The 21987-nt window shown below is 48.8% G+C and carries 16 protein-coding genes; 3 read left to right on the forward strand and 13 right to left on the reverse strand.

Annotated features, from left to right (window positions below; genetic code table 11):
- Positions 1-31 precede the first annotated feature (31 nt).
- Positions 32-592, reverse strand: coding sequence for a K(+)-transporting ATPase subunit C (locus tag LZG72_RS11695; protein WP_233871914.1), 561 nt, complete (start codon positions 590-592; stop codon positions 32-34).
- Positions 593-734: 142 nt separating this feature from the next.
- On the opposite strand from LZG72_RS11695, the gene LZG72_RS11700 reads away from it, so the two are divergent.
- Together LZG72_RS11700 and LZG72_RS11705 are read left to right on the forward strand one after the other, a co-directional pair.
- Entirely contained in the window at positions 735-965 is a 231-nt protein-coding gene (locus LZG72_RS11700) for a hypothetical protein (protein ID WP_233871917.1), read from the forward strand.
- Complete coding sequence (locus tag LZG72_RS11705) at positions 946-1359, forward strand: PIN domain-containing protein (protein ID WP_233871920.1); 414 nt, start codon at positions 946-948, stop codon at positions 1357-1359. Before LZG72_RS11700 ends, LZG72_RS11705 begins: the two co-directional genes overlap by 20 nt.
- Positions 1360-1361: 2 nt before the next feature.
- Here the strand turns inward: LZG72_RS11705 and kdpB are convergent, their stop codons facing one another.
- Positions 1362-3398: a potassium-transporting ATPase subunit KdpB gene (gene kdpB / locus LZG72_RS11710; RefSeq protein WP_233871923.1), complete on the reverse strand. Its 2037-nt coding sequence runs from the start codon at positions 3396-3398 to the stop codon at positions 1362-1364.
- 374 nt (positions 3399-3772) lie between these two features.
- Here kdpB and LZG72_RS11715 point away from each other — a divergent pair, with 374 nt between their 5' ends.
- A complete protein-coding gene (locus tag LZG72_RS11715; RefSeq protein WP_233871926.1) occupies positions 3773-4132 on the forward strand; it encodes a four helix bundle protein in 360 nt (119 codons plus the stop codon).
- A 296-nt stretch (positions 4133-4428) separates the two neighbouring features.
- Here LZG72_RS11715 and kdpA read toward each other — a convergent pair whose 3' ends face one another.
- From kdpA to LZG72_RS11765, 11 genes are all read right to left on the reverse strand, one after another.
- Positions 4429-6117, reverse strand: coding sequence for a potassium-transporting ATPase subunit KdpA (gene kdpA, locus LZG72_RS11720; RefSeq protein ID WP_233871929.1), 1689 nt, complete (start codon positions 6115-6117; stop codon positions 4429-4431).
- A gap of 15 nt (positions 6118-6132) precedes the next feature.
- Positions 6133-6210: a K(+)-transporting ATPase subunit F gene (kdpF, locus tag LZG72_RS29445; RefSeq protein WP_409017695.1), complete on the reverse strand. Its 78-nt coding sequence runs from the start codon at positions 6208-6210 to the stop codon at positions 6133-6135.
- Between the two features lie 305 nt (positions 6211-6515).
- Positions 6516-7853 carry a sigma-54 dependent transcriptional regulator gene (locus LZG72_RS11725; RefSeq protein ID WP_233871932.1) on the reverse strand — a complete coding sequence of 446 codons (1338 nt, stop codon included), beginning with the start codon at positions 7851-7853 and terminating at the stop codon, positions 6516-6518.
- 6 nt (positions 7854-7859) lie between these two features.
- Positions 7860-10175, reverse strand: a complete 2316-nt coding sequence (locus LZG72_RS11730; RefSeq protein ID WP_233871935.1) for a neutral/alkaline non-lysosomal ceramidase N-terminal domain-containing protein — start codon at positions 10173-10175, stop codon at positions 7860-7862.
- A gap of 2 nt (positions 10176-10177) precedes the next feature.
- The gene (locus LZG72_RS11735; protein WP_233871938.1) at positions 10178-12295 is read right to left on the reverse strand and encodes a PVC-type heme-binding CxxCH protein; all 2118 of its coding nucleotides are present in this window, start codon (positions 12293-12295) and stop codon (positions 10178-10180) included.
- A 6-nt stretch (positions 12296-12301) separates the two neighbouring features.
- Positions 12302-13675, reverse strand: coding sequence for a mandelate racemase/muconate lactonizing enzyme family protein (locus tag LZG72_RS11740; RefSeq protein WP_233871941.1), 1374 nt, complete (start codon positions 13673-13675; stop codon positions 12302-12304).
- Positions 13676-13704: 29 nt separating this feature from the next.
- Positions 13705-15117, reverse strand: coding sequence for a hypothetical protein (locus tag LZG72_RS11745; RefSeq protein ID WP_233871944.1), 1413 nt, complete (start codon positions 15115-15117; stop codon positions 13705-13707).
- Positions 15118-15123: 6 nt separating this feature from the next.
- A complete protein-coding gene (locus LZG72_RS11750) occupies positions 15124-16773 on the reverse strand; it encodes a RagB/SusD family nutrient uptake outer membrane protein (protein WP_233871947.1) in 1650 nt (549 codons plus the stop codon).
- Between the two features lie 24 nt (positions 16774-16797).
- Positions 16798-20145, reverse strand: coding sequence for a TonB-dependent receptor (locus LZG72_RS11755; RefSeq protein WP_233871950.1), 3348 nt, complete (start codon positions 20143-20145; stop codon positions 16798-16800).
- 48 nt (positions 20146-20193) lie between these two features.
- Positions 20194-21177 carry a FecR family protein gene (locus LZG72_RS11760; protein ID WP_233871953.1) on the reverse strand — a complete coding sequence of 328 codons (984 nt, stop codon included), beginning with the start codon at positions 21175-21177 and terminating at the stop codon, positions 20194-20196.
- A 127-nt stretch (positions 21178-21304) separates the two neighbouring features.
- Positions 21305-21895, reverse strand: coding sequence for an RNA polymerase sigma factor (locus LZG72_RS11765; protein ID WP_233871956.1), 591 nt, complete (start codon positions 21893-21895; stop codon positions 21305-21307).
- Positions 21896-21987 lie beyond the last annotated feature (92 nt).

A 21987-nucleotide genomic window follows, 5' to 3' on the forward strand; every position in this document is an offset into this window, starting at 1 on the left:
CTGCGAGTGATGGCCGGCCTCTTTTCTTAATTTATTTCAATTCGTCCAGGGCAATGTTCAGTTTCAGCACATTGATCTTCTCCGGTCCGAACAGGCCCAGTAAAGGACCTTCCGTGTTTTTAGCGATCAACTGCTCCACGCTTTCCGCTGAAACTTTTCTGATTGCAGCAATCCTTTTCACCTGAACCAATGCAGCTTTGGAAGTAATATCCGGATCCAGCCCGCTGCCGCTGGCAGTGACCAGCTCGACCGGGATATCCTTTGTCTCAACACCAGGATTGTGCACCAAAAAGGTATCAATCCGCGCCTGAACAGTCGCCAGGTAATCCGGATTGGAAGGTCCTTTATTGCTGCCACCACTACCAGCCGCATTATATCCGACTGCAGATGGACGTGAATAGAAATACTTATCTTCAGTAAATGTCTGCCCGATATTAGCATAGTACATTTTACCTTTCACAGTTATCATTTCACCCCTGCCCCCATTCGGAGCCAGTTGCGCCACGCCCCAGATTGCGGCAGTATAGATTCCTGAAAAGAAGATCAGGGTAAGAGCGGTTAATTTTATTGCGGGAAATATGTTGGTTTTCATTTTATGTGAGATGTTTTTTTGTGAGATGGTTTTTTGTGAGATGTTTTTTGTGAGATGTGAGATGTTTTATCCCGGCCGCCGGGCGGTGAGATGTTTTGATTTTCTTGGTTTTTCTTTATTTTTGGTAATAAACACTTGTATTATGTTTCGAAAAGTATTTGTTGCAGAGAGCGCTGCTGAGCTTACCATCAACCTGCCCCATGAATTTCTTCACAATCGAATTGAAGTTATTGCATTTGAGGTGGATGATGATTCTGAGTCTATTGACTTGGCTAAAAAGAAAGCTGCCCGTAATGCTGTACAGTTCTTTAAAAACTATGAGATTGATATGAGTGATTTTAAATTTGACCGCGATGAAGCCAATGAGCGATAAGTTCTTCATCGACAGGAATATCGCTTTATACCTTCTTGACTTTAATGACAGCCGAAAGAAAGAAATCGCGTCCGCACTTCTAGAACAAGTTCCCTTTATTAGCGCCCAGGTCATTTTTGAATGCCTGAATGTTTGTTTAAAAAAGTACAAAATGGAGCGCAGCCGTGCCGTTGCTTTTGTAACTGAACTTGCCAGCGTTTCATACATACAATCAGAAAATGAGGCAGTTGTAAGTGGTGCGCTGCATATCTTTAACAAGTACCTGCTGCAACCTTTTGATTCTAAAATCGTCGCTTCTGCTCTGGAAGCTGGATGTAGCATATTGTACTCAGAAGATATGCAACACAACCTGGTTATCGAAAAACGCCTCACTATCATCAATCCTTTTCTTTAAGGTTAAATCCAGATACTAACCAGCAGATCAATCACTTTAATCCCGAAGAAGGGGACAATCACTCCGCCCAGGCCGTAGATGAAAAGGTTTCTTCTTAGTAGCGCGCTGGCGCCAATGGGTTTGTAGGCGACGCCTTTCAGGGCCAGCGGGATCAGGATCGGGATGATGATGGCGTTGAAGATTACCGCCGACAGAATTGCGCTTTCCGGACTATTCAAGTTCATGATATTCAGACCTTTCAATGCCGGGATCGAGGCGATAAACAGGGCCGGGATGATGGCAAAGTACTTGGCGACGTCATTGGCGATTGAGAAGGTGGTCAGCGTACCGCGCGTCATTAAAAGCTGCTTTCCGATTTCCACGATTTCAATCAGTTTTGTTGGGTCATTATCCAGGTCGACCATGTTACCTGCCTCTTTCGCAGCTTGTGTTCCACTGTTCATCGCCACGCCCACATCAGCCTGTGCAAGTGCAGGCGCATCATTGGTACCATCGCCCATCATCGCTACCAGCTTGCCGCTTTCCTGCTCGCGTTTGATGTAGTTCATTTTGTCCTCCGGCTTGGCTTCGGCGATAAAGTCGTCCACACCTGCCTTCTCAGCTATAAATTTGGCAGTCAGCGGATTGTCGCCCGTTACCATCACCGTTTTTACACCCATTTTGCGAAGCCTTTCAAAACGTTCACTAATGCCCGTTTTGATGATATCCTGCAACTCGATCACACCCAGCACCTGCTCGTTTTCAGAAACTACCAGCGGCGTTCCCCCATTGTTTGAAATATCCTTTACTTTTTGCTCAATGTCAGACGGGAATTTGTTACCAGCGCTCACTGTCAGGTTTTTGATCGAGTCAAAAGCACCTTTCCGAATCCGGGTCTGGTCAAAGTCGACGCCAGAGCTCCGGGTTTCCGCTGTGAACTTGATGAAAGTCGGGTTGTTGAGACCGTTGTAGCTGGACGGGTTCAGGTTCGCCAGTTCCAGGATCGATTTACCTTCCGGCGTTTCATCTGCAATCGAGCTGAGCACGGCGCATTTGATGAAATGGTTATCTGTTACGCCTTTGGCCGCATGAAAATGCGTGGCTTTTCTGTTCCCGATGGTGATCGTTCCTGTTTTGTCCAAAAGCAGCACATCGATATCACCCGCCGTTTCCACTGCCTTTCCTGATTTGGTGATCACATTCGCACGAAGCGCCCGGTCCATCCCGGCAATCCCGATCGCTGAAAGAAGTCCACCGATCGTAGTCGGGATCAGACAAACGAAAAGGGAAATGAAAGCGGCAATGGTAATCGGCGTGTTCGCAAAGTCTGCGAAGGGTTTCAAAGTAATGCACACAATGATAAAGACGAGCGTAAAACCTGCCAGAAGGATCGTTAATGCAATTTCATTCGGGGTTTTCTGGCGGCTCGCACCTTCTACCAGGGCGATCATTTTGTCCAGAAAACTTTCGCCGGGCGCAGTAGTCACCATTACTTTGATTTTGTCGGACAAAACCTTGGTACCGCCGGTAACACTGCTTTTGTCACCCCCAGCCTCGCGGATCACGGGGGCGGACTCACCCGTGATCGCACTTTCATCAATGGTAGCAAGACCTTCAATAATCTCTCCGTCGGTAGGAATGTTATCACCCGCTTCACAGATAAACACATCCCCTTTTTTCATCGATGCAGACATGACATGCTGCGTTGAGACATGAAATCCGGGTTTGTTTTCGACGACCAGTTTGGCCGGCGTTTCTTCCCGTGTTTTACGAAGACTGTCGGCCTGCGCTTTTCCTCTTGCTTCGGCAATTCCCTCCGCGAAATTGGCAAAAAGCAAGGTCAGCAGAAGCACCAGAAATACGACAAAGTTATAGGCAAAGCTGCCTTGTGAACCTTCCCCGGCAAGCACCCAGAGACTCACGATCAGCATGACGAATGTCCCGATTTCCACTGTGAACATCACAGGATTACGAAACATGATTTTAGGATTTAATTTGATAAATGACTGCTTCAAAGCCTCATTCACCAGTTCCTTTTGAAATAAGGAGGTTTTTTTCATTTTATGTGAGATGTTAGATGTGAGATGTTTTTAGTGAGATGTGAGATGTTATTTGTGAGATGTGAGATGTTAGATGTGAAATGTTGGGTGTGGGATGTGAGATGTTACATGTTGGATGTGAGTTGTTAGTTGTTGGATGTTGGTTGCTGGATGTTGGATTGAGGTTTGTGATGTGGGATCTGGGCGGTGGTGGGATGATATGTTGATGTGGATTCGTGAATTGTGAACGCGTTACTTTTTCTCATTGCCAGCGTACTATAGTCGGGTACTAAAACACTCTTTTCACATTTCAAAACCACCAACCGGCTCAATCACATTTCACATCTCACATCTCACATCTCACATCTCACATCTCACATTTCACATTTCACATAATGAAACCCCACAAACAGTTAAATTCCTGGAAAAAAAGTTTTGAGCTTGTTAAGATTTTGTATGCAATCACGGCTTCTTTTCCACCTGATGAACGTTTTGGTCTGGTTTCGCAAATAAGAAGGGCCGCGGTTTCTGTTCCTGTCAATATTGCGGAAGGTGCTGCACGAAAAGGCAAAAAAGAGTTTATCCATTTTCTGCACATTGCCCTGGGTTCTTTGACAGAACTTGATACGTTAATCCTGCTAAGCACAGACTTAAAATTTATGTCAGAAGAACAATCCATTTCGGTCATTAATGAACTTGATATCATCGGAAAATTGATTTTTGGATTAGTGAAGAAGTTGGAGGACAGTGTGTGAGATGGGGAAGTAAGATGTTGTTTGTGAGATGTGAGATGTAAAATGTGAGATGTTGTTTGTGAGATGTGAGATGTTTTTTGTGAGATGTGAGATGCGATTTTTGTGAGATGTGAGATGTAAAATGTGAGATGTTGTTTGTTAGTTGTGAGATGTTTTTAGTGAGATGTGAGATGTTATTTGTGAGATGGATTTCCGGAATAACCGTTTTAACATTTTACATTTTACTTTTCACTTCACATTTCACTTTTTACTTCTCACATTTCACATCTCACATTTCACATCTCACATTTCACATCTCACTTCAAAGAGAAATACTCCGCAATAGGCCCCAAGGTCAGTGCTGGGAAGAACGATAAGGCTGTTATGATGACGATTACCGCCAGTACCATGATACCGAATGTGCCTGAATCTGTACGTAGCGTGCCTGCGCTTTCCGGAATGAATTTTTTACTTGCCATGAGGCCGGCGATGGCGATTGGGCCGATGATTGGGATGTATCTTGATAAAATCAATACGAAACCGGTTGAGATATTCCACCAGGGGTTGTTGTCGCCCAGGCCTTCGAAGCCGCTGCCGTTGTTTGCCGACGATGACGTGTACTCGTAAAGCATTTCACTAAATCCGTGGAAGCCGGGGTTGTTTAAAGTACCTGCCGTGATTGCAGGAAAAGCAGCTGCGAGTGCGGTACCAGCCAAAATCAACAGCGGGTGCAACAATGCTACGATCATGGCTATCTTCATTTCCCTGCCCTCGATCTTTTTACCTAAAAGTTCAGGAGTACGCCCGACCATCAGCCCGGAAATAAACACGGCCAGGATGATGAAGATGAAAAAATTAAGCATTCCTGCCCCTACCCCGCCGTAAAATGCATTGGTCATCATCGCAAGCATCTGGGTCATTCCGGACAATGGGGTAAAGCTGTCATGCATGGAATTGACCGAACCTGTCGAAATAACGGTTGTGGCTATACTCCAGAATGCGGACGCTGTACTGCCCAGCCTCACTTCCTTCCCCTCCATCGCCCCCGAACCGTTATCGATGCCCATGGCAGTAATGGCCGGATTGCCGCCGTTTTCCCAAAGAATGGTGGGGACGGTTAAGGTCAAAAAACCAATGGTCATGACGCCGAAGATCATCCAGGCCATTTTTTTACGCATTAAAAAAAATCCGAATGCAAATACCATCGCAATGGGAACGATCATCTGCCCGAACATTTCCACCATATTGGTGAGGTAGTTCGGGTTTTCTAGCGGGTGCGCCGAATTGGCCCCAAAAAAACCACCCCCATTGGTTCCCACGTGTTTGATCGCGACGAAAGCGGCGACCGGCCCGGTGGAAACGCCCACGGTATCGCCCTGCATATTGACGATCGTGTCTTTTCCCTCAAAAGTCATGGGTGTGCCGTTGAAAGTCAGAACAATGGCGACCACGACGGATACGGGCAGCAGGATCCGGGTACAGGATTTGAGCATTAGATCGTAAAAATTCCCCAGTTTGTCGGTCGTACGCTGCTTTAAGGCCATAAACAGTACAGCCGCCGCAGCCATCCCGGTTCCCGCTGTTACAAAGTGCAGGAACATCAGAAAAAGCTGGGACAAATAACTAAGCCCCGATTCACCGGAGTAATGCTGCAGGTTACAATTGACCACAAACGAAATGCTGGTGTTAAAGGCCAGATCGGCACTTTGTGCCGGGTTGCCATCCGGGTTTAGCGGGAGCCAGTCCTGGTTCATCAGTACAAACATGCTTAAAACAAACCAGACGAAATTGATCGTCAGTAACGCAGCCATATGCTGCTTCCAGTTCATTTCCGATTTCACATCAATGCCGCTGATGCGGAAAAAGAATTTTTCAACGGGGTTAAAAACGGGGTCCAGCGGCGTTTTGTCCCCGGAGTACACTTTGGCGATGTATTTCCCGAACGGTATTGCGAGGGCAACGGTCAGGACGAACATGGCAATAATTCCAACTAATTCAGTGTTCATTTTCTTGGTATTTATTTAGAATTTTTCAGGTCTGATCAGTACATAGCACATGTACCCAAAAACCGCAATGGAAATAATGAATAGCGCTGCCATGTCAGATTTTTTCGAAAAAGTGGACGGTTTTGTAAAAAAGCAGGAAGCATAAACTGCCGGCTGCGACTAAGACGATTGTGATCATTTTTTTGATGTTAAGCTGCTGTTAATCTCCTTTTGCATTGTTCGTTTCATTTAGATCTGTTTGAGAGATACCAAACATATTCCAATGAATCGCTTACAGAAGAAAATGATTGATCAACAGGCACTTACATTCATTTTTACAACAACTGCACAAAAAAATGCCCTATCAAAATGATAGGGCATTATCAAAATGAATCGATTTGCCGGGCTGGATGAGTCCGCTATCTGATTCCGTATTCTTCCAGTTTTCGATACAAGGTAGCAATGCCGATTTCCAGCAGCCGGGCCGTTTCTGCCTTGTTTCCTTTACAGTAATTCAAGACTTTTTGTATGTGAAGCTTCTCGACGCTTTCCATTGAAAATGCGGAAAGCTGATGACTTTTGACTGGTGCTGCCTGCTGCACATCCAACGGCAGGTTCTCCGGCTCCAATATTCCGTCGCTGAGGATTACGGCCCTTTCAATTACATTTTTGAGTTCACGGATATTACCTCGCCACTGGTAAGCTTCGAGCCTTTCCAGGAATTCCTTGGAGTAATGCAAGTCTTTTTTATTGGTTTGCCCTGCAAAATGGCTGACGAAAAATGTCGCCAGCGCAGCAATATCCCTGACCCTTTCCCGCAACGGTGGCAGCTGCACCTGAAAAACATTCAACCGGAAATAAAGGTCCGGACGGAACCGGTTGTGATCCGATTCCACCTGCAAATCCCGGTTTGTAGCCGCAATCAGGCGAAAATTCGATTTGATCGGTTTGGTATCACCTAACTTGATAAACTCATGTGTTTCCAGCACCCTGAGCAGTTTCGCCTGCAGTTCCAGTGGAAGCTCCCCGATCTCGTCCAGGAACAACGTTCCATTATGCGCTTCTTCCAAAAGCCCCTTCTTATCTTTACCAGCCCCGGTAAATGCACCTTGCCTGTACCCAAACAGCTCACTTTCAAGAATTTCACGGCTGAACGTGCTGCAATTAAGCGCCACCAGATTTTTGTTTGCCCGGCTGCTAGCGTAATGGATCGCCTGGGCAAAAACCTCTTTCCCCGTCCCGGTTTCTCCGGTCAGCAGCACGGGCGTTTCGGTCGGTGCTACTTTTTTGGCCAGTTCAATTGCATTTAGAAATGACGGAGATTTACCGATAATGGCATCAAAAGAAAACTTTCTGGAAACGATGTTTTCGAGTTTGTGAAGTTTCTTTTGCATCTGGGCCTTCTCTACCGCGCGGTCCAGCAGAGGAAGGATCTTATCATTGTCATCCCCTTTTACAATGTAATCCATTGCCCCGTTTTTCATAGCCTGCACGCCATCGGCGATGTTCCCGTACGCAGTCAGAAGTATGATCTCAGCCACCGGGTTTTTTGCCTTCAAAAGCGGGACCATTTCCACTCCGTTCCCATCCGGTAATTTCACGTCGCAGAGAACCGCGTCAATATCCTGGTTTTCAATCAGCCTGAAAGCGGACCTGCTATCCGCTGCTTCCAGGACTTCATAGCCTTCCGCTTTAATGATCCTGGATAACAGGCTGCGAAGTTTCTCTTCGTCGTCAATGATGAGTACTGTTTTCATTACATTTCATTTCAAAACCTCATCCATTTTCTGGTAAGCCTTCTGTCTGACAGCTACCGGGAAATCGTGGGCGGCATCGGGATAATGGACTTCGAACCGGTCACTCACTCCCAACTGCTCAAAAACCTTTCTCGCGCTCTTTTCTCCTTTTTTTACCCCGTCCGTATTGAAATTGGAGTCGTTTACCGGAGAATTGGAAAAGAAGTACCGGGGAGCGAAAGTAGCGATCATTTCATCAAAATTAAAAGGCATTCTGGCCGGATCGAGCCCAAATTTTGTCCGTACCAATGGCATATACAGCTCCTGGGCCCAGGGAGCCAGTTTTCCACCATACTGTGCGGTCGCCTTTTCTCCGGCATTGTAATCTTCAAATTGCGTCCATCCGCAGCTGGCGACTATAATCTTTATCCGCTCATCGAATGCCCCCAGAAACATAGCAGTATGTCCGCCCAGGGAATGACCTATCGCCCCGATTTTCCCGGGATCCACATCCTTCCGCGACTGCAGGTAATCGACGCAGCGCATATTGTTAAAAACCGATTGCATCATCCCGGATTCAAACCGGTCTTTCGAAAAATCGTGATTAGCCAGTTCTCCAAAGCCCGGATAGTCAGGCGCTACCACGATGTAACCGCGATAGGCCAGCTCCGTAGCTGTGGCCCGATTGGGCCCGGCCTCGGAACTGTCAACCAGAAACTTACCTTTCGCCCCGGTACCATGCAATGCCAAAACCGCCGCTACCTTGCTACCGGCGCGAAGCTTTTTGGGAACATAAAGAAGCACCGGAACGATTTCGCCAGGGAACGATTCGAGGTGGACCGTGTATCTGGTAAAAACAGGGTTTGCCATGGAATCCAGAAAAATTGCTTTGGGAGCCGGAAGATTCACAGCCTTAGACAACGGACCTGTAACCTGCTGAATCCGTGCCAACACCTGTTCCCTTTTAGATGCCGGATCTTTGGCATTTTCTGCAGGAACTCTAACCGTTTCATTTAGTAATCTCACCGCCGTTTCAATCAGGATAAGTCCGGCATCATCTGTACCGACCGTTCCGCCACCCATCTCATAGCCGCCTTTTGCTTTTTCGCCGGGAGGTGCCACATAATGCACGCCATTGCCATTGGCATAACCCAGTACCAGCGTGTGCGGAAACGGAGAACGCTTTCTGATCGCCACACCCATCTCCGTCAGCGGCTCGCCCGGCAATGTTACAATGGCCAGCGGACCAATGGAAAGAACCTGCAATTCTGCCGGAACCAGCTCCATTCCGGTCCGTTTTCGTCCGGCTTCGTCCAGGGGAAGCGCAGCCAATGCCTTTTTCACCCGGATGGAATCTGTGCTGAGCTGCACACTCAGCTCAAATGCACCTTTTGCCCGGCCCGATACACCCCGCCCCATTTCATTAACAGCTTCCCTGCCGCGACGCCACGGATTAATATCACCGGCCGTTCCTTGCAGAAAAAGCGCCTTTCCGCCCAACTGCTGCTCGATCTGCTTGATGGCTTCACCTGGCCAGTCGGCTGATATTTCGTCGGAATAAGGATAAATGGAAACAGAATGTACGGCCATATGAAACATGGAAGCGATGTTCTGACCACTTGCGTTCCGGAATGAAACGATGCTCATGGTCCGGTCCATCGGCCCGTAACTGCTGCCTTCCGTAATCACATCGGGGTTGTAGGCCGGGTGCTTGTAACTGTATCCTTTGGGAGCACCGTCCGCAAGTACGCCCCACTGCGGTTTTACCGGTCGCCGGTTGTTGGCAAATGCGGAAATATCTGCTTTCCCGATCCATATCGTGGCGGGTTCGAGGTGATCGTTGGCTGTTTTGGCCGCCAGTACCACGTTTTTCAGCAGCTTATCCATCCAGCGCTTAAATGGCGGATAATTGTTTTGTGCCGGCATGTACCGAATTGCCCACCAGGTGTCATTTTCCTTTCCGCGGTATCCGGTTTTATAAACGGGCGCCCAGGGAGCGGAATGGTTATGGGTGGCTGTTACCATAATGTGATTTTCGGCGATACGCAGCTCTTTCCCGACCGCCTTCCGTATTTCGTCCGTGACAGATTCCCCTGCATCGACCAGATCCAGTGTTACGATCACGCTTTTTGTGGAGCCATCCCCGATAATCAGCACGCGCGCATTCAGCGGGTCATTCACTTTGGTATACGGTTTGCCGTTTACCCAATTTTTAACAGCTGTTTCGGGTGTAATATCCTGAACTCCAAACCCCACTGAAAGCTGGACGCGCTGCCCCACCGACAATCCGGGAAGAACCAGTAAAATAAAGAGGCCGAAGATAAATTTGATCCGATTTTTCATGCTTATTGGACGTTCAATGCTTTTTTCACCAACTGCACCGCTTTCTTTACCTCATCACCCGATTTATCCTCCATTTTCTGTAAACTTTTGATCACATTTTTGTCAGGTTCGCTCTGATTCTGTGACCGTTTGATTCCTTTGGCAAGTCCGTTTAATGCAGCTGCCTGATAACCTGTATCTTTTTTCTCTACAATAGCCAGTAGCCTGCCGATTTCATTTTTACCATTTCTCGATCCGGTGATGTAGCCAAAATCCTCCGCAAACTTCAATTTCCCGGGAGACACATTATCGAAAAAACCGCCGTCAGCCAGCAGATCGGCCATTTCAGCAGAACTTCCGGGGACAGAACTCAGTACCGCCAGCCGGAATAATGGCTGCTCGGCATTTTTCCCGGCCACATTCGCAAGTACAGGCAAAACCTCCTTTCCTGAAAACTGCCCCACACTCAGACTTGCCTGATATGCAACCTGCGGCGACGGATCGTTCGTCAGTTTTAGTACTTCCGGGAGAAACCTTGGATATTTTTCCGACAGTATCAGTCCGTGTTCGCGCATTCCGGAATGGCTGTCTGCCAATGCGCTGCCTACCATCCCCTCGTCCAGTGCGCCGAGACCTTCCAGGGCGTACATGATGTGCAAGCGGCCGCGGGCATCTTTGGTTTCGGTAAAAGCTTTTTTCAGGATCGGTACCATGCTCTTATCCTGCCTTTCCAGCAGCAAGCGTTGCGCATTCAGCCGCCACCATTGGTTTGGGTGGGACAAAAACGAGACGAGTTCCGTGGAATTTTTACTGCGAAGGTCGGGCAACTGAACATTCCGCTTTTCGCCGGCTTTTGGGAAAATCCGCCAGATCCGCCCATGTTGTTCGCCATTTGCAAAATCCATATCCGTTTTCAGATCCTCGGGAATGGATACCGGCGTTTCGATGTGCTGACGGTACATATCGATCAGATACAGGTATCCGTCGGGCCCCAGCGCCATGTTTACAGGCCTGAACCAGTTGTCGGTGGAGGCCAGGAATTCCTTGTCTTTTTCCTCCGCGCTCCGGGTAGCAGTGTAGGCAGGCTGGCCGGGCAGCGATTTCATCACATCGCGGTGCACCAGGTTTCCAGCCACATCGCCGGTGAAAATAGAGCCGTAAAATGCCTCGGGGAATGCGTCACCTCCGTAATATGTGGCACCGGAGGCACCGGTAAAATGGTCGCGTGCGTACTCTTTGTTACCTGTTTTTAATGAGTCGTATTTAGCCTGGCGGCGATCGCTTCGCTGCTGGCGCCAATGCGGAGTTGCCGATTTCTGGAACATTTCAAGTTCATGGTCGGAAACATTCACGTCGGTGCGATAGCTCGGCAGGTATGCGTGGCGGTTTACGTATCGCGCAGCAGTGGGCGACTGCTGAATGTGCAGGGTGTTTTGGGTATAAAACCGGTGGCCCCAGTCATCGATAGCCTGCCCAAACTGCCCCGTGCCGGACTCCTGCTCAAACACTCCGCGGTCCATCCGGAACCGGAAACTCCCTCCTCCTACCTGAATGGCAGGTTTGTCGGGCCATTTCGGCGACGTGATCTGCCCGGCCTGGCCATTGTTATTGGCATATATCCAGTTGTCAGCCCCGAAACGCAGACTTGTAATCTGAGCTTCCGAATTCCTCGCAAAAAATCCAGTAAAAAGGACTTCCCTGCTGTCGGCTTTGAAATCGCCGTTGGTATCTTTTAAATATAAAATATCCGGTGCAGCCGCCACAATGATGCCTCCTTTCCAGGGCAGCACGGAAGTTGCGCTGGGCAAACCTTCCGCGTACACGTACGATTTGTCTATTTTACTATCGCCGTCACTATCCTTCAAAAGCCGGATCCTTCCCTTAAAATTCCCGGGTTTCGCATCGTAAGGATAATCGCCCATTTCAACAACATAAATATTTCCATTGTCATCGAAAACCATATCGACCGGTGAAAGTACGTCCGGTTCAGCAACGAAAGGTTCGATACCAAAAGCATCATGGAGCTGAAACGTGCGCATCGATTCCTGCGGGGAAAGCGCCTGCGGGTAACGCTGGGAAAGTGCCGGAAAACTTTTACCGACAATCAAAAGAAGGATGGTCGCGGTAGCTATATATTTCATTGATTCTTATTTGTGAAAAAGCGATTTGTAATGTGGGATTATGTCAAAAATTCCGCCGCTGCGGTCGAAGAAATCCTGATCGAGCCGGAATACACCTCTGTCTGCATTTGCCCATCCAGCCCCGGAAGCGGGAAGATAGCCTCGCATTCGTTCCCAGTTTTTGTAATTCATATCACCATTTGTTTCCAGCAATCCCATGTCCAAACCCGGAAAAGGCGCGAGCCGGGCCGCCAGGCTTTTATGCCATTCCACGAGCGCGGGATTAACAGTGAGATCCGAGCAGGCGCAGGGAATCTGGTGTTCATGGGCAATGCGGGCAATTTTCATGGAGAGGCTCAATGTTTTTGCAACGCCTTTCAGGATAATGGCACCGTAGCCAAGTTCCAGACATTTTAGGGTACTGGCCTCGTCATTCGCCCGCTCGTCGGCGGCGATCCGCAGGCCCAGTCCACCTACATGCTCGTCGCTGGTTTCGGGGAGCGGTTCCTCGATAAACAGGATATGTGAGAACGCGCCTATTTTGTGGGCGTACCCGATCAGCTTTTCAAGGGCTTCTCTTTTCTGGTAGCGGCCGTTGGAATCCAGCGTGTAAAGGATCCTGCCGTTTTTTGTTTCTGCACTGTTCTTATTTTTTAATGCCTGATGAATTTCAGCCAGCCTGGCTTTGTCTTTTTCGAGCATTTCTGACTGGCTTCCCGGCTGCCCCGTTTTTATTTTTATTACAAAATAACCTTTATCCACTGCCTCTGAAATTTCCTGAACAGGCATTCCATATGGTACCTGGAACATCACAGCCACTTTTCGGTTCTGATGCGAAAGTGCCGATTTATAAGTCTGTGGGATCATATCCTCATAGCTTGCCAGGCCATTCTCGCGTGCATATAAAAGCCAGGCTGCATGGTCGATACTGACGAGTGCATTCAAAATAAAATTTACGCTCAGATCTTTTCTGTCGGTCAGGTTCGCAGCAATGGGACGGAGTTTTGGGATCAGTTGATCCACCAGCGAAATGGGATCTTCAAATGGAATTTCCCTGGCCAGCAGCGCCGCTTTTTGTGTAAGTACATACATCAGCGCATTTCCGGCAGCTTCCGGATAGTGGCTGAAAAGTTCGGCGTCCCCATAAAGCACACTCTGCGTAGCCAGCCCGATCCCCTCGTGGTTTTCTGTTGAAAGCTTTGACACGGTTTGCCACAGCTCGGTCAGATAACCGCCTTTAAATCCAAATGGACGCAGCAGCGGCTCTCTTTCAAAATCAGAATCGGTTGAAATGATTCTCAGCATAGGTTGTTTTTTCAAATCCTCAATAAACGGAAGTCCGGCGGGATAAGCTAACATTGCCGCCATTCCGGACTTCCTGATAAAATCTCTCCGGTCCATTTCATGCAGGCTGGTTAATGGCCACGTTACTATTTTTGCAACAGCTGAAACATGGCCTTCATCAGCACACCTTCCACTTCGGGCGCAACGCTGGAAGCGCGATCGCTCACCTCATATCCGCCTTTTTTATAGGCGTCGGCAGTCCCGATGTAGCCAGGCCCCAGATCGCCGTAGGCAGCCATGGCGACGAAAAGATCGGGTCTTTTTGCTTTGGCAGCAAGCTGATATTCCACAAACAGCTCGCCCGGCATATACAGTATCCTCGCATTTTTAATTTTCAGGCACGCCAAATCCAGCTTTTTCCCGCTTTCGCAACGTCTGAGCCAGGCTATCTTGCCCGCGTTTCCATTGTTTTCACGCAGGATCGCATTGCCCGATGCCAGGTCTTCTTTCATTTTGTATAAATGGGCAGCTGGCGGCAAAGCAACGGAAACAACCGACCAGTCCATGTCGCCGGGTTTTATCGCTTCCCGCCTGGTTGCCTCCCAGGCTAGCTTCATACCCTCCGCGAGCCTTTCGGCGAAGATAAGCCGGTTCGCGGGTGAGCCGTCGTTGTACTTCCCGGCTGCAATGTTTCCCCCGGCTCCATTGAAATGAATGTGAAGCGCTTCGGGCTCGGCAAGCTGGCGGTAAAAGCGCGCTACGCCGGGGAAATCGGGATTAACGACACCGGTACGGTAATAGCTCTGCGGGTGCGTGGCATAGTAAGTGAGCACTGCAACCGGTTTGTCCCCATTCCAGAAACTTACCAGCGATAGCTCGGGATCAATGAGACCTTCGGGTTCCGCCCGGATCGCCGGGTCTTTGGTCGCTGACATCCGCGTCACCCGTACTTTCCCATCGGGACCATAAATGTTCCGGTTGGAAGCAACCTTATGTACTTTGGATTTGCCCAGTCCGATATGCGTTACAGGCCGGGATTTTCCGAGAGAATTTTTCACAGCGACGGTCAGCTCCCGCAGCGCCTGGCGCGGAAAGTCTCCATTGAACTGGGTAGGGTTAATGAACGCCGGATCAATTCCCGCTTCCAAAAGTACCTTTTCAGCCCCGGCATCGTACCGGGGCGCATCGTGTTGGTGCAGCACATTCACGCTCACGCGCTGCGGCGTCGTTCCGGCTGCGGCGGCCAGCGCATTTTTGAATTCGTCCATTCCTTCATTACTGATACCAAGCCAGTCCACCGCGCACAAGACTACCGGCAATCCCGAGGCAAACAAAACGATCCCTTTTGCACGCAGTCCCAGGTCCCATTTGTTGATTTCAGGATCATAAGATAAGTGACTTCCCACGGGAGGGGTCACGTCAATATCGAACGTGGAGAGTCTGACGGTATCCGGTTGCTGCGCCAATGCATTTTGTACCAAAAGGAACAACAGGAAACCAAACAGCCGACAAATGGCCCTGGGGTAACGAACGCCTGACGGACCGTGGTAGTGATGCATAAAGGCTTAGTAATTAGGATTTTGTTTCAGCTTTGCATTCTTGTCCAGTACGGCCTGCGGGATTGGCAAGAGGTAGTTTCTGTTGGCAAAGAAAATCCTGCCGCCATTCGGCGCTTCAATTACTGAATATACTTTTTTACCTGCTTCTTTTACAATTTTCATTGCGTGAAACGCGCCGTTTAGCGTTGTTTCGGCTATTTTAAGTCTCAGCAGATCGGGCCAGCGTTTTTCTTCGAACGCAAGTTCCACCCTTCTTTCCTGTTGGATCGTCACGCGCATTTGTGCCTGCGTCAGACCGGATTTGAGTGCCGGTAACCCGGAGCGTTCGCGTACTTTGTTTACTGCACTATAAACGCTTGCATCGGGGCCCACTTCTTCATTTTTTGCTTCGGCATAGCTGAGAAGAACTTCTGCAAATCTGAAAATGATAAAGCTGGCGCTGCTGAGCCGCTGATCGCCACTCGCAAATTCATACTTGGGGTTCAGCCCTTTTCTGAGGTAGTACCCTGTATTGGTGGCTTCATTGGCACTCGACAAATCGAGCATATTACGGGAACCCGAACCGATCCACATTTCCATTTCAAAACCCAGCCATTTGCTTCCATCATAAATAACAGACTGATAAAATCGCTTCTCGCGGTTCAGGTAGGGATTTTGAGGATCATAACCCGAAGCCGGATCCGTGATAGGCAGTCCATTTGCCATAAAATACGAATCCACAATTTCCTGGGTAGGGTTCGGCGCACTCCAAGCACGCTGCGTGCCCCCTACCATCCACGCCCCATGCAATCCCTCCCGGCTCGCTCCCAAGGTAGTTCCGCCCAGATACGCTTTGTCAAAAATGACTTCCACATTATTATTATTTTCCTCGTAAAACAGCGTCTCCAGGTCCGGAAAAAGGCTGTATTTATTCAGGTCCATTACCTGCTTGTTGGTCGCGGCGGCGGTAGCCCATCTTGCTTTATCGTTTGTCGGATTTTTGAGCGGGCTTGCCTGAAACAGTTCGCACCAGCCTTTGAGCGTGAGTGCGGCGCCTTTGCTCGCTCGTCCTTTGTCCGGTGTAAGTGGCAGGTCGGCTGCGATGGCGGCACATTCGTCGGTGATAAACTTAAATGTTTCGTCCGAGGTGCTCCGCTCTCTGAAAATTTCGTCTCCCTGCTTTTCGCGGTTCAGCACTTCTGTGATAATGGGCACACCTCCGTAGCGGGTCCAGAGCAACTGGTAGAAATACGCTCTCAAAAACCGTGTTTCTGCAATGCGCGTTACTTTCCAGGCGTCGGGCAAAGCACTTGCCGACACTTTTTCGATGAAGACATTGCATTTCCGGATCTTTGCAAAATTGGTAGTCCAGTCGTCCCGGACGGATCCCGGCGTGTAGCTTGACTTTGCGTAGGCAGTAAAGCTGTAACCGGAAGAAGAACCCCGCATGGTATTATCCGAGAAACTTTCGTCGGGATCGTTGGTGGTAAATGAGCCGGGCAGACTTCCGTAAATGTCGTTCAGGAACATATCGGCAACGCCGGTCGTCGACCAGGCATTGTTGTCGGAAACCTGGTCCGTCGGCGAAACATCCAGGTAGTTGTCGCAGGAGACAAGTCCGTAGCCCAGCAGCAGTACGGCAAAGGCTGAATATATGTAGTGGTTTATCGTTCTCATGTCTGATTTTTTTGATCTGTTGAATTAAAACGTGACGTTCATACCCAGTGAAACCACGCGTTGCTGCGGGTAATTGAGCCCCGAGCTTACAATGTTCTCCGGATCGTAATTGACGATCTTTGTCCAGGTCAGCAGGTTTTGTCCCGAAACAAAAACCCGGGCGTTCTTCATGCGTACTTTGCTCATCAGGTTCGAAGGGATCGAATAAGAAAGCATCGCGCTCTTCAATCTCAGGTAACCCGAATTCCTCATCCAGAAAGAAGACATCTGTGTATTGTTGGTGGTCGGCGCGCTGGTGATCCGGGGGTTTAATGCATTGGTGTTTTCAGGAGTCCAGTAATCCAGGTTTTCTTTTACCGGAACCGTTCCTCCGTAAAAAGCCCAGGCGGAATACAGGCTGGTGTAAAAATCGGTCTTCGCCGCTCCCTGAAACAACACATTCAAAGCCAGTCCTTTATAGGTAATGTTAGGCATTACCCCGTAAATGATCTGCGGAACGTCTGGATTACCGATCACCGTCTCATCGTCCGTATTGATCACGCCATCCTTGTTCATATCCTCATAGCGGATGTCGCCCGGCTGTACTTTGCCCCACGGCTGTACCGCTATGCCCTGTTTCAATGCGCCGGTTTCGGTAAAATCATTGACCTGAAAGAAACCCAGTGAGCTATATCCAAACTGCGTTCCGAGCGGCCTTCCGGTCCTTTTGCGGTTTGGGTTGCCAAAAGTGGATGCTGTTTCAAAAACTTTCAGCAGCGTATTTTTTGCATATGTGAAATTACCGGTCAGCGATACGTGCAGGTCTTTGGTTACATTGTATTCGGTACCAATAGAGAGGTCGATCCCGCGGTTTTCCATGATACCTGCATTCACCTGGCTCAGCCCGATCCCGTATTCTGCCGGAACGGTTACGTCAGGCGTTGTCAGCATATTGGATCTTTTTTCATAGAAATAGTCCGCTTCGATCGTCACCAGACCTTTCCAAAGTGTTGCTTCTATTCCGATGTCAGTTTTTTTAGCTCTTTCCCACGTAATGTTCGGATTGGACTCGGCGCGTTCGCTAATCCCCTGAACTGCTTTTCCGCCAAGCACATAGGCCGGGCCATATACCCCATACGTACTCAGGTATTGAAATGCGCTGCCCGCGAGTGCGCCTACTTCTCCATAAGATGCCCTGATTTTAAGATTATTGACCCAGTTGACATTTCCTTTCATGAAATTCTCTTCCGAAATCCTCCAACCGAGCGAGAATGCCGGGAAAAATCCAAACTTCTTGCCGGGGGCAAAATAGTAGCTGCCGTCGTATCGTCCGCTGGCTTCGAAGAGGTACTTTCCGTCGTAATCATACTGGCCACGATAAACCAGCCCCACCTGCCTGGCCCTGGTAGAACTTCCCGAGTTGGAGATATCCGCCTGGTTCGAGCTTCCCATATTCAGCTCATCGATGCTTAGGCCGAAGTTTTTCCGCGTCGCCCCAAACGTAAGCTGATCATTTCCTTTGGCTTCAAAAAGACCTAAAAATCCGACATAATGCTTACCGAATGAGCGGGCGTAGTTGAGGCTTCCCTGAAATGTGAGCTGCATGGCACGTATGTATCCCTGGGTCAGTTCGGCTGCAGACCGTTCGCCGTATGAGACATTATACTGATCGCTCCCCGCGACCGGCGCCCAGATGGCAATCGGGGTGAGCCAGTTTTTGTTAAAAGTCGAGGTCGGGTCATAGGCTACGGAGCCTTTGAGTTTCAATCCCTTGATAAAATTCAGGTCCTGCTCAATGGAGAGCTGAGAGAAAATTTGCGTGGTATTGATCTTACGGTACCCGTCACTTTTTATTAATCCGGCCAAAAGATTTCCGACCAGACCGTTGGGGTAAATCTGCGTCCAGGTTGGGTTTGCATTGGTAATGGTAATGAACATCCGGTCGGTGGTCGACGACGGATAATGGTTGTTTTGCTCCCGGCCTTTCAGTGACAACGAAACTTTGGTTGATTTGGTAACCTGCGCATCAAGACTGAAATTCAGGTTGAAACGATGCTGATAAGTAGACCCGAACAAACCCGCTTCATACTGATACCCAAGGCTTCCATAATACTGCACAAGATCGGTACCTCCTGAAATTTCGAGGTTATGACTTGTGAGAGCAGTGTTTTTATTGACCAGATCCCAGGGGCTGTTGTTGGGAAAATTCACCGGGTCGGAACCGTCTTTGAATTTTTGAAGATCGGCGTCCGAGTATTTTGCAGGCAGGCCTTCATTCCGGGAAGCCGCGTTGAGCAACGATGCATATTCGAACGAATTCGGATATTTCGTGAGCACGGTTGGATTTTGAAAACCCATGTAGCCGTTGTATGTGAGCGCCGGAGAGCCTGCCTTCCCTTTTTTGGTAGTAACCAGGATTACCCCGTTTGCACCGGCCACACCATATGGCGCAACCGCCGCGGCATCTTTTAAAACCGTAATGCTTTCAACCGAGTTGGGATCAAGATCCTGAAACGCCCTCGGGATATTATCTACCACCAGCAATGGCTGGCTGTTCCCCGTCGTGGCGATACCTCTGATGTAGATACTGGATGCATCCCGGCCCGGCTCGCCCGAACCCTGGCGGAAAATCACACCCGACATTCTGCCTCCCAATCCGTTGCTGAGATTTGTAATGGGCGTCGAAGCCACCTCGCCGCCTGTCATGGAAGATATGGCTGCGGTTACGGAAGTCTTTTTCTGCGTGCCGTAACCTACCACAACCAGCTCTTCCAATGCCTTTGTATCAGGCAGCAGCACTACGTCCAGGGAAGTCTTATTTCCTGCAATTATTTCTTGGGGTACGTACCCGACGAATGAAAAAATAAGTGTCAGCGTACCTTCCGCTCTTTCATTTTCCGAAATATCCAGAGAATATTCACCGTTCACATCCGTAACCGTGCCGCGCTGGCTTCCCTTTACGAGAATGCTCACGCCCGGCAAAGCGCCCCCTTTTTCTTCGGTGACCTTGCCTTTTATGGGAACATTGGCATCCTGCGGCTGCTTGCCGGAATTTCCTGGCTGGTTCACTTCTTTCATCACGCTGATCAATATCCTTTTATCGACTTGCTTGAAAGTCAACTTATTAGGCGTAAGTAACCTGACGAGAAGTTTTTCGACGGTGATTTTTCCTCCTTTGAGTTCCAGCTCACCAATGTGCTTCACATCCTGTTTACGGTACATAAACCGGAACGGTGTCTGTTGCTCAATCTGATTGAACACGTCGATGAGCGTTCCGTTTTTCAGCGCTATTTCTACCTCCAGGCTCTCAAGGTTCTGCCCTTTCAGGGTCGAAGCGCTCAGAAGCTGGGTAGTCGCTAAAACAGCCAGTGACAAAATCAGTGAAAATCGCATAAGCTTCTTTAATTTTCGAACAGTACAATTGTTCATAGGAAATTGGGTTTAGTTGGGTGAAATAATAACTGCTTTATTTATCGGATCCAGCTCGTACCTGGCGTCGTTGAATTCCGTAATGCTTTTCAATACACTTTCCAGGGTTTCGTCCTTTCCAAAGGTTGTGGTAAAACGCTGTGTTTTCAGCCTTTCGCCGTCGATCCGGATCTTTACGCTGAACCGCTCTTCGATCAGCTTCGCCGCGTTGAAGACCGTCACATCGTCGAACAAAAGGTTCTCACTCTTCCATTCGACCGTCTTTTCAGCATTGACTTTCTGTTGTACAGCTTCGTGGTTTACGGTATTGTAAGTGATTTGCTGATCGGGTATCAGGGTTCCGAAAATCTTGTTCTGGTCGCTCACTTTCACTCTCCCCCGGGTAACGGTGACCGTTATACTTTCGTCTCCGGGCCAGGCCCTGATGTTGAATGCGGTACCCAGTACGGTCGTCGATAATTTTCCGGCATGCACGATAAAAGGCTTTGCCGGATTGCGCTGAATGTCAAAATAAGCCTCTCCGGAAAGGTATACCTCCCTCTTTTTCTTATTATCAAATGAATCGGGATAATCGATCTTGCTGCCGGCGGTAAGAATTACCGTGCTGCCATCGGGCAGCTGAACGAAATTATTGGGTTTGCTTACTTTTTTCTCACTCTTAACATAAACTACCTCAGGCTCTGCTTTTTCAGTATTTCTAAAAAAAACAAAAGCAGAAACCAGCAACACAAGCACAGCCGCGGCGTAGGCTGACCATACCGGCAATTTTCTTTGAGCTGAGGGAAAAACGATCTCCGCTTTCTCCGGTGCCTGTTCGTCGATATTTCGCTTAATTTCCAGCGCCAGTGTTTCCTGGTCCATTTCCGACATGCTATCGAGAATATCGGGCCGAAATTCAAATGCATTGTAATACGCTTTTATCAGGTCAGTTTCCTCCCTCGTAGCCTTTCCTGTCCGGTATTTTTCCAGAATCTTTAAAAATTGTTCTTGCTGCATGTCAGGCCTTTGATCCTTTAAACATTCCGATAATACCGATAGAAATTACTGATCTCACCTGTATGTTCCGAAAACCCAAAATCCGCCCACGCCGGACAGAACTTTTTTTATCTTTTTTTAACAACCCTCAGGCTGCGAAAGAAAAGGAGGATATGCAAACCAAAGACATCAACAATGCGGTCTTCAACTTCAGCAAAGCCCGGCCAAGCTGGTTACGGACCGTTTTCGGGGAAACGTTGAGCTTATCGGCGATCTCGTCGCTGGAAAGATCGAAGTCATAGCGCATGCGAAAAATAACCTGCTGTTGCTGGGGCAATCGTTCGACGACCGTCTCAAATGCGGCACGGAGTTCATTGTACCTGACCTGCGCATCTGCATGGTCCCTGCGGCTTTCCAGTTGAACAAGCAATTCAGGGATCGGCACGAACTTCTTCTCGCTCTCCATCCATTTCAACACATTGTTACGGACGGCGACGAACAGGTAGGCCGACAAATTATCGATAGCCGGCGCGGACACACGCGACGTCTGTTGGGTCCAGAACTGAATGAATACATCCTGGGCAATATCCTTGGCCTGATCGTAGTTTTCCAGTCGCTTGTAGGCGGCATTGTACACAAATTTCCAGTGTTTCCGGTACAATGCGTCAAAAGCATCCCTGTTTCCCTCACGGATCTGAAGCATCAGCAAGCTGTCCTCTGCGGCGGATATCTCCCTCATTGTTTCTCGGCTTTAACCTTCTTGGAAAATTATCCTAAAAGTATCGCACGGATTTTAGCAAAGCAAATTCTATAAAAATTATAGTTACTAGA

This window comes from Dyadobacter sp. CY323 (assembly GCF_021390245.1).
Taxonomy (GTDB): domain Bacteria; phylum Bacteroidota; class Bacteroidia; order Cytophagales; family Spirosomataceae; genus Dyadobacter.

Bases quoted from the DNA above. Each gene is read 5' to 3' on its own strand.
- LZG72_RS11700 (WP_233871917.1), top strand. From the start codon at position 735: ATGTTTCGAAAAGTATTTGTTGCAGAGAGCGCTGCTGAGCTTACCATC.
- LZG72_RS11745 (WP_233871944.1), bottom strand. From the start codon at position 15,117: ATGCATCACTACCACGGTCCGTCAGGCGTTCGTTACCCCAGGGCCATT.
- kdpB (WP_233871923.1), bottom strand. From the start codon at position 3,398: ATGAAAAAAACCTCCTTATTTCAAAAGGAACTGGTGAATGAGGCTTTG.
- kdpF (WP_409017695.1), bottom strand. From the start codon at position 6,210: ATGGCAGCGCTATTCATTATTTCCATTGCGGTTTTTGGGTACATGTGC.
- LZG72_RS11695 (WP_233871914.1), bottom strand. From the start codon at position 592: ATGAAAACCAACATATTTCCCGCAATAAAATTAACCGCTCTTACCCTG.
- LZG72_RS11735 (WP_233871938.1), bottom strand. From the start codon at position 12,295: ATGAAATATATAGCTACCGCGACCATCCTTCTTTTGATTGTCGGTAAA.
- LZG72_RS11725 (WP_233871932.1), bottom strand. From the start codon at position 7,853: ATGAAAACAGTACTCATCATTGACGACGAAGAGAAACTTCGCAGCCTG.
- LZG72_RS11715 (WP_233871926.1), top strand. From the start codon at position 3,773: ATGAAACCCCACAAACAGTTAAATTCCTGGAAAAAAAGTTTTGAGCTT.
- LZG72_RS11730 (WP_233871935.1), bottom strand. From the start codon at position 10,175: ATGAAAAATCGGATCAAATTTATCTTCGGCCTCTTTATTTTACTGGTT.
- kdpA (WP_233871929.1), bottom strand. From the start codon at position 6,117: ATGAACACTGAATTAGTTGGAATTATTGCCATGTTCGTCCTGACCGTT.
- LZG72_RS11755 (WP_233871950.1), bottom strand. From the start codon at position 20,145: ATGCGATTTTCACTGATTTTGTCACTGGCTGTTTTAGCGACTACCCAG.
- LZG72_RS11705 (WP_233871920.1), top strand. From the start codon at position 946: ATGAAGCCAATGAGCGATAAGTTCTTCATCGACAGGAATATCGCTTTA.
- LZG72_RS11760 (WP_233871953.1), bottom strand. From the start codon at position 21,177: ATGCAGCAAGAACAATTTTTAAAGATTCTGGAAAAATACCGGACAGGA.
- LZG72_RS11765 (WP_233871956.1), bottom strand. From the start codon at position 21,895: ATGAGGGAGATATCCGCCGCAGAGGACAGCTTGCTGATGCTTCAGATC.
- LZG72_RS11750 (WP_233871947.1), bottom strand. From the start codon at position 16,773: ATGAGAACGATAAACCACTACATATATTCAGCCTTTGCCGTACTGCTG.
- LZG72_RS11740 (WP_233871941.1), bottom strand. From the start codon at position 13,675: ATGGACCGGAGAGATTTTATCAGGAAGTCCGGAATGGCGGCAATGTTA.